Raw genomic sequence first — 4,119 nt, 5'->3', positions numbered from 1 at the left:
TACATATTCCACATAATACGTCGCAACTGAGCCACGTACAGCAATTGCAACCAGCAGTAAAAATGCCACTGCAAAAATAATCATAAAGGGCCGGTTTTTAAACAAGGCGCCAATATCTTGAAATAAATTTGACCGTTTTTCCTCGGCAGGTGGGTCAACACGCTCCTTAGTCATAAAGAAGCAAGTTACAAAGCAAGCAACCGCCAGCAAAGCAAAGCACCCCATTGCCCAGCTATACCCTAGTTGCTCATTGCCTTGACCAAAAAAGGTGACTAATCGATCCATAAGAAGGGTAACGAGTACACCGGCAACCATGGCGCAAATCATGCGAACCGACTGTGCCGAGGCTCGCTCTTTTTCATCAGAGGTCATCACGCCCCCAAGAGCAGAATACGGAATATTAATAGCCGTGTAGGCCATGGTTAATAATGAATATGTGACGTATGCGTATATAAGCTTGCCGGAACCGGATAGGTCTGGCGTTGTGAATGCCAGCACTGCAAGCAATGCGTAGGGGCCAGCCATGTAAAGTAAGAATGGACGGTAGCGCCCCCACTTCGACCGATTACGGTCTGCGATGGCCCCCATAACAGGATCGGTAATACCATCAAAGATGCGAACGACAAGTATCATCGTTCCAGCTGCGGCGGCGGATATACCAAATACATCGGTATAGAACGACAACATAAAAAAGATCAAAACCTGGAAAACCAAATTGCTGGCGGTATCCCCTAGGCCGAAGCCGATCTTTTCTGACAATGATATTTTTTGATTCATGCTTAAAAATTCCTAATATTCAGCGTCATGCTAGTCTACTGTAATTCTATAAGTTAGGGGTGAGACGATAAGGGTTTATCTGTTTAGGCAAGGCAGGGGGTGCCGATATCAGACATTAGCGGGTGGAATATTGCTCCCTTGCCGCTAATGATAATAATCGTTTAGCCTCCATAACCTAGATGGCCTAAATTCTGATTCTTGTCATTGGTTAAAACTATATAAAGTTGAATGTAATTTTTCAATGTTAAAACGACAATAAAAATCATGTGTTTAAGGCTGCGACCCCCTCTCTATATGGGTGGATGTTTTTCTGCCCGGACTTTAGGGGCGCGCACTAAATAACTTCCCGTTTTTGAATTCCTGGGTGCATGCTTGCCTTCGTTAAAAATATTTGCAATAGCCGGCTATTACGCCATATTTTCGCCTCGTCAAGCAAACACCCACAAACCCAAATTCCAGCAACTTATTCAGTGCACGCCCCTTGCTCGCGGTATTGTTTCATTTTCTGGGTTACAGGTGTTGCCCAAATGCCTAGCGTAACAGAAAATTGTTGGTTGTAGTTTCCCTCCTTATTTTTTTGATTTTTTATCTGGTTGTTCAGCTCTATCCTTATTTATATCAAAAATCTGACTCACTTTTATGCCTGCGGGTTATGGTTATTTTTAATATTTCATTGGTCGCCAATATGAAATTTTGGGGATTGTATTATCAATAAAATCTCTGCTGGGCGGCATGCCTATTAGTCGCTCAAAACTAACGTTATTTTAACGAAAACTTTAATGCATGGATAAAATGTGTTGCCTAACAGTTTGTGTTTTCAGAATTATTAAACTTGCTTAGGGCGGGGGTGGTGAATGGTTTGGTGGTTGTTTGTGGGGAAATGTTTTACGAGAAAAGTTAAAAAAGTATACAAAACTTAGCTGTTTTGGCTTCAGTTTTACTGCGGATATTAATTTGTAGTCTGTAATAATGTTGTGTGCTCTGAATGTTTGTAAATCATTTTTAAGTTTTTAAATAAAACGCGTCTCGGCTTGATTTTAATTAATAACTTAAAGGTTACAACCTCATGAATTTTTCCTAAGAGAGTAAATACATCTTGTCCAACCGATTTCGGCTGTAACCGTGTATATGTGTGTAAGTAAGTGTGTAAGTGTCGAAATGACAATTATGATTGGGTTTAAAAAACATGATTTTTTGGTAATAAATACACTTGCTAGGCTTGGTTAATGGTTTGTTAATGAATTATTTTTAGTGCACAAATTTGTGTGTGTTCTTACTTGTGCGAATATTAACTTATTAATAGGTTAATATTAAGTTAATAGTTATTGGTTTCTGATTTGTTATTGCTTTTCGCTATGAGCGTTCGTTACTATGCGTGGCGCCGGGACCGGCGTGGAGTTGTGGAAGGTGAGGCATAGGGTTTTACGATAACGTATTTTTTTGTTGACCCTTAGGCTAAATTTTTCATCTTTATATATTTTTTTGGAGTTTAAATGAATAGAATTATTAAACCGTTATTGCTAACAAGTGCAATCGCTTTTGCAGCAACGGCAGCTGCCGACACTCCTAATGTCACCTGGAACAGCGGTGACTATTTCTACGATTGGAATGGCAGCTCGATTGATCAAGGCGCCGCAACCAACACTGTAAAAATTTCTGGGAAAAAGTCGGCCTATGAGATTTTTGGCACTATCCAGTTTTTTAACGGTGTTTCTGGTAAGCAAATCGCAAACAATACCTCTTACGTTTACAACAGTACCCTAGCAATTAGCGGCGACCGCGTAGCGTATCGTGATGGCTACAATATCAAACTGTATGATGGCGCTAGCACCAGCTTTGTTGTTGAAGATAGTGACTACCCGTATCTTGTCCCTCGCCATATTTCTGTAACAGATAGTCTTGTTGCTTATCAGCTTGTGCCGCACGCCGACAATAGTTTTGCAAAACATTTCTATATCTTTGATGGTACAAATAGCTATGCTTTGAATGAGCTTGCCGGTAAGTCAGCTTCATTTCAAAACGATATGGCTTTAGAAGGTGATACTGTTGTTTGGGCGCACTACTCATATAACGGCAGTGATGATAGCGCGATTAATGTTTGGGATAATAGTTCAAGCACTTATAGTGAAATAGTTCTGAGCGGTCAAGAATTACGTACTCCTGATGTGTCTGGCGATAAAATCACTTTTTCTGCCAGCCCGCTTAGCTTCTCTACCTCTTATGTTTACATTTGGGAAAATGGAGTAGCCACTAACATTAGTGCTGCTGACTCTGTTATACAGCGTGACCCTAAAATTAGCGGCGATAAAGTGGCCTTCCTAGGTAATACTGTATTTTCTGGCGCTGATATGGACGTGTTTTTCTATGACGGCCAAAACACTGTTCGCTTGACAGATAACAGCCTAGAAGAGCGTAACGTACAAATCTCTGGTAATTATGTTGCTTGGGAAGGTTTCGATGGTAACGATTTCGAAATTTTTGTTTATGACGGCAACACCATTACCCAGGTCACGGATAATAATGTTGACGATTCTGGGGTTCAAGTTGAAACAGTTGCAGAAACTGTTAATGGCTTAACTGCTGGTTCATACCTTATCAAAAACAAGAGAACTGGCGCTTACCTAAACCGTGATTACGGTAGTGTTGATAACGGCACTAACGTTCATACTTGGGGATGTGAATCTTGTACTGAGAATCATTGGGAGGTGGTTGCACTTGCTGAAGGTGGTTACAAAATTGTTGCCAAAAATGCACAGTGGGTTGGCCTTGATATAGATGGCGTTACTAACAATGTTCATTTGTGGTCTTACTGGGGTGGCGGCGCCAACCAGAAATTCGATATTGTGAATGCAGTCTCTGGCCTAGGTGATTTCTACTACATCGATCCTCAGCACAGCAGCAATGAAGTTATAGCGGTAGATGTAGATGCTTCTGGTAACGGCGAAAACGTTACACTGAAAGCGCAAACTGGCACTTATAGCCAGCAATGGGAATTCATTGCTATCCCGTAGGCGATAGGTTTGAAGTTCTAAATGTAAAAAGCCCGGAGCGAAAGCCTGGGCTTTTTTTTGTGTCTTTATTTTCCTGAGTTGGCTGGCATGCACATTATTCGCTTTTAGCTAACGAAAAATTAACTAAATGTTTTTTCTTAGGTGGCGTGTGTTGTCTAAAATCTAGTGTTTTCAATCGAAAATTATCAGGGGGTGGAAGGTTGGCGCTGGACCTCCATAGCGTATTTCCTAGAAGGTGAAGCTTGCTTGGGCTAGCTGTAGTGAATGGCTGGGTGATTTTTTAAGAAAAACCCTTAGGGACGAGGAAACAATATTTCATCCACTAATGCTT

General features: G+C 41.1%; 2 protein-coding genes. One reads left to right on the top strand and one right to left on the bottom strand.

Features of this window, described 5'->3' with window-relative positions; genetic code table 11:
- Positions 1-777 (bottom strand): glycoside-pentoside-hexuronide (GPH):cation symporter (locus tag AC3A8L_RS20375; RefSeq protein WP_487964108.1); only part of this gene is annotated, 777 nt, incomplete at its 3' end.
- Between the two features lie 1,493 nt (positions 778-2,270).
- Here AC3A8L_RS20375 and AC3A8L_RS20370 point away from each other — a divergent pair.
- Positions 2,271-3,788, top strand: coding sequence for an RICIN domain-containing protein (locus AC3A8L_RS20370; RefSeq protein ID WP_487964107.1), 1,518 nt, complete (start codon positions 2,271-2,273; stop codon positions 3,786-3,788).
- Positions 3,789-4,119 lie beyond the last annotated feature (331 nt).

This window comes from Marinagarivorans sp., from assembly GCF_982758155.1.
The sequence above is the reverse complement of the archived record's forward strand: the minus strand, read 5'-3'. Positions and strand labels throughout refer to the sequence as shown.

Excerpts from the sequence above, each read along its gene's own strand:
- AC3A8L_RS20370 (WP_487964107.1), top strand. The coding sequence starts at position 2,271 with ATGAATAGAATTATTAAACCGTTATTGCTAACAAGTGCAATCGCTTTT.